4 protein-coding genes and 1 tRNA gene are annotated in these 3,163 nt (G+C 63.5%); 2 read left to right on the forward strand and 3 right to left on the reverse strand.

Going from position 1 to position 3,163, the window contains the following annotated elements:
- Positions 1 to 675 (reverse strand): hypothetical protein (locus tag AC3LCN_RS05890; RefSeq protein WP_488649139.1); only part of this gene is annotated, 675 nt, incomplete at its 3' end.
- Between the two features lie 83 nt (positions 676 to 758).
- On the opposite strand from AC3LCN_RS05890, the gene AC3LCN_RS05895 reads away from it, so the two are divergent.
- The gene (locus AC3LCN_RS05895) at positions 759 to 1,469 is read left to right on the forward strand and encodes a hypothetical protein (RefSeq protein WP_488649140.1); all 711 of its coding nucleotides are present in this window, start codon (positions 759 to 761) and stop codon (positions 1,467 to 1,469) included.
- A gap of 128 nt (positions 1,470 to 1,597) precedes the next feature.
- Here the strand turns inward: AC3LCN_RS05895 and AC3LCN_RS05900 are convergent, their stop codons facing one another.
- Both AC3LCN_RS05900 and AC3LCN_RS05905 read right to left on the reverse strand, forming a co-directional pair.
- Positions 1,598 to 2,062 carry a hypothetical protein gene (locus tag AC3LCN_RS05900; protein ID WP_488649141.1) on the reverse strand — a complete coding sequence of 155 codons (465 nt, stop codon included), beginning with the start codon at positions 2,060 to 2,062 and terminating at the stop codon, positions 1,598 to 1,600.
- A gap of 65 nt (positions 2,063 to 2,127) precedes the next feature.
- Positions 2,128 to 3,039 carry an EamA family transporter gene (locus tag AC3LCN_RS05905; RefSeq protein ID WP_488649142.1) on the reverse strand — a complete coding sequence of 304 codons (912 nt, stop codon included), beginning with the start codon at positions 3,037 to 3,039 and terminating at the stop codon, positions 2,128 to 2,130.
- 42 nt (positions 3,040 to 3,081) lie between these two features.
- Here AC3LCN_RS05905 and AC3LCN_RS05910 point away from each other — a divergent pair.
- Positions 3,082 to 3,157: transfer RNA gene (locus tag AC3LCN_RS05910), tRNA-Ala, on the forward strand.
- Positions 3,158 to 3,163 lie beyond the last annotated feature (6 nt).

Raw genomic sequence — 3,163 nt, forward strand, 5'->3', positions numbered from 1 at the left:
CGGGGTCGGCGTTGGTGCCGCAGTCGGTGCAGGGGTCGGGGTCGGCGTTGGTGCCGCAGTCGGTGCAGGGGTTCCCGGGACCACAGGTGCCAGGCTTGGGGGCCCAAGTTGAACGAGTACGAAGTCGGCACTGTTGCTCTGAGTATTGATCAGGGCTAAGTCCACGTTGCGGCGTCGTTGAATCATTGTGGTTGACGACATCGCAGGCGTTGGCGTGCCAAAACCGCCAGCGCCCAACGTTGCACTCCCCCATGAAATCGCATCGGCAACCAGCGTGGGGGTAGCACGCACGCGCAGGCGTAGTGCGCCGCCCGTTGCGGCAATTCCCTCACTCCACGTTGCAAATGCGCCGACCGCAAAGCTTCCAAGACCATTAGCGGCCAGCAGCCGCGTGCCCCCTGCGAGTGGTGTCGCGCCTTCTAGGCTGATGAGGCGTCGCGTGGTGGCGCCACTTGCAGTGGTATAGACCAACTCATAGTCGGCAATTGCTAAGCCACCACTACCCACCGCCTCAATCACCACGTACTCGTCGGAGGCGGAGCTGCCGCCCGTCGCAATACTGCTGATCAGGAGGGCGCTAGGGCTAGCGGCCCGCGTGAGCGTCGGTGGGAGGAGCGTGAGCGCCAGAAGTGTGGCGCCAAGAGTTGCTGCACGAAAAGTATTCGCTCTCGCCATAAGGTCACTCCGTAGCGGATTGGGCGAGGGCGAGTGGCGAAGCCTCCCACGCGCTGTGTACCGCCCGCGTCTAGGATGAGCAGATGACAAATCCAGAGCACGCCAACGATCGAGCAGAGGCACGTCGCCGCAATCGCTTGGCCGCAAGGGAGCGCGCTCAGGCAGAGGCTCTCGGCATTACCCCAGAGGCCCCAGCCGCAGCAGCCGCAAGGGTTCCAACGCCACCAGCCACAGGCGGGCTCGGACTGCGGGCAGCGCTCCGCTCATCGGCCGGCCGCGCACCAATTCGTGAAGATCTCGCCTACCTTCCAACGCTAGTGCGCACCCGCGCCTTTTTGCTGCCGCTCATTGTCGTAGTCGTCACAACGGTTATTGCACTGCAACCAGGGATGCTCGCATCCAACATTGCGCAACTCGGTGTTCAATCGATTCTGCTCCCCCCAGCGTTTGTCATCGCCTTCCTTGGCGGAATGCTGACACGCCGTGGCGCGTGGATGATCGGCGGGCTCTTCGGCATCATCACCTACGTGGCGTCAGCGGTCGTCGGCACTTTCGGTGACATGTCAGCGTTTGTTGAGGGAAATCCTGTGAAGGGTTTGCTGGACGGGATCACCAAGAATATTGGAAACCCTGGCGCAATGTTGACTGATATCTATGGCGTCGCTGCGGCGGGAATCTTGGCCGGTGCATTCGCCGGTTGGTATTCGCGCTTCTTGCGCGCAATGAGTCCAAACCAGCCAACGGAGCGCGACCGTCGCCGCATTGAAGCGGAGCGACGTAAGGGGAAGCGCTAGGAGTTCGCTCCCAGTACCTGCGCGGCAATCACCGCGAACGTCAGCGCAAAGAGTCCAACCACTAACAAGATCGGGAGCACGATTTCACGACGCTTCAGCTTTGGTGCCATGACTCCTCCTTCAATGCGCTACGGCTTTGGACAACCCTCACCAAGATAAACGACGAGCGAGGTACGCGTGCCGAGTGGCTCAACCAGAATGGTCAGAACGCACGCCCCTTGATCACGGGTGGCGTTGATGCGCCGCGCGGTTGCGGTGCCGGTCGGCCCCTGAACGTCCCATGCGAGTCGACGCAGCTCATCAATCGCCGCAGCGGTCGCTTCGCTAACACCCATCTCGCTCCAGATCGCTCCGCTGGCCGGCACGTCGAGGCGCACGAGTGAGTGACCACTCGCAAGCAGGGGGAAGTCCGCCGGGAGCGCACCCCAGACGCGTCCATATTCCGTTGAGATCACGGTGGTAGCTCCTTGGCTTGGGGTGGGCGTCGCCTCAGCCGACCCGAAGCAGCCGGCCAGAAGGAACGGGAGGGCAGCCAGGAGCGCCGCGCGGTGGAAGAAGTGTGGAGTTAGGCGAGGGCCGAGATGGGGCAACACCTCGTGAGGATACTGCCCTCGCCTACGCCTCATAATAGAACAGACGTTCTACTTGCGCAAGGGGGCTAGGCCGGGAGGGTGGCGAGCACCAAGCCCACGGCGAGGGCGCCCAAGCCAACCACCTGCGGGAGGCGCAGTCGCTCGCGATAGCCGAAGAGACCGCCGAGCACGACGATGATCGGGCCGAGCGAGCTGAGGAGTGAGACCGCCCAGGTTGGCCCCTGCTCAAGCGCCGCGGCAAAGATGAAGAAGGCGATGGTGTCGCCAAGCCCGACGAGCGTGGCGAGCGCAAATCCGAGCCGATCGAGGCGCTGCCCCTCACCGAGCAGGTCGTGGCGCGCCCACTTCGGCAGGCGTGCGCGGTACATGTAGAGAAGAAAGAAGATCACCCAAACGGTGACCAGGTTGCCGATGCGGGAGAGGGCAATGGCGGTGCTCCAGCCGTACGCCTTGATTGGAATCGTCAGCAGCACGGTGATGATCGCGAAGAACAGGAGGCCAACCAGCGCGAACGCAACACCTGGGCTCGCCAGGGAGGCGCGCCGATCCCGACCGGTGCCGGTGGTCTGCAGGCCGAGGAGGCTGATACCGATCCCGACTGCGATGACACCGCCAACGTGGGCGGAGGCCAGACGCTCGTTTAAGAAGATCACGGCAAGGAAGGCGGCGAGTGCGCCGTATGCCGACACCGTCGGCGAGACAACGCTGAGTGGACCGAGGCGGAATGCGGTGAAGACGCCGATGTACGCAATGCCTGCGGCGACCCCCAGGACCAGCGTGCCGCCGACAATCGTGGTGTCGTAGTCAGTCGTTAGCGCGCCGCGCGCGATCGCCACCACGCCGGCGAGAAGGAGCGAGGTGGAGACGGCAATCACCACCACGCGCAGCGAGCCGATGCGCCGACCAACAAAACTGGTGACGAGGTCAGTGCAGCCCCACATGGCAGCGGAGAGCAGGGCAAGGATGAGTGGGTTCACCCGTAGATGCTAGCCGTCGCCGTGGTATTCTGCCGCTCCGCTGGGGCTGTAGCTCAATTGGTAGAGCGCGACATTCGCATTGTCGAGGTAAGGGGTTCGAATCCCCTCAGCTCCACCAGCCCCC

This window comes from Candidatus Limnocylindrus sp. (genome assembly GCF_040397215.1).
Taxonomy (GTDB): domain Bacteria; phylum Chloroflexota; class Limnocylindria; order Limnocylindrales; family Limnocylindraceae; genus Limnocylindrus.

What these genes read in the sequence shown, in the direction of transcription:
- AC3LCN_RS05895 (WP_488649140.1), top strand. Translation starts at nt 759, where the DNA reads ATGACAAATCCAGAGCACGCCAACGATCGAGCAGAGGCACGTCGCCGC.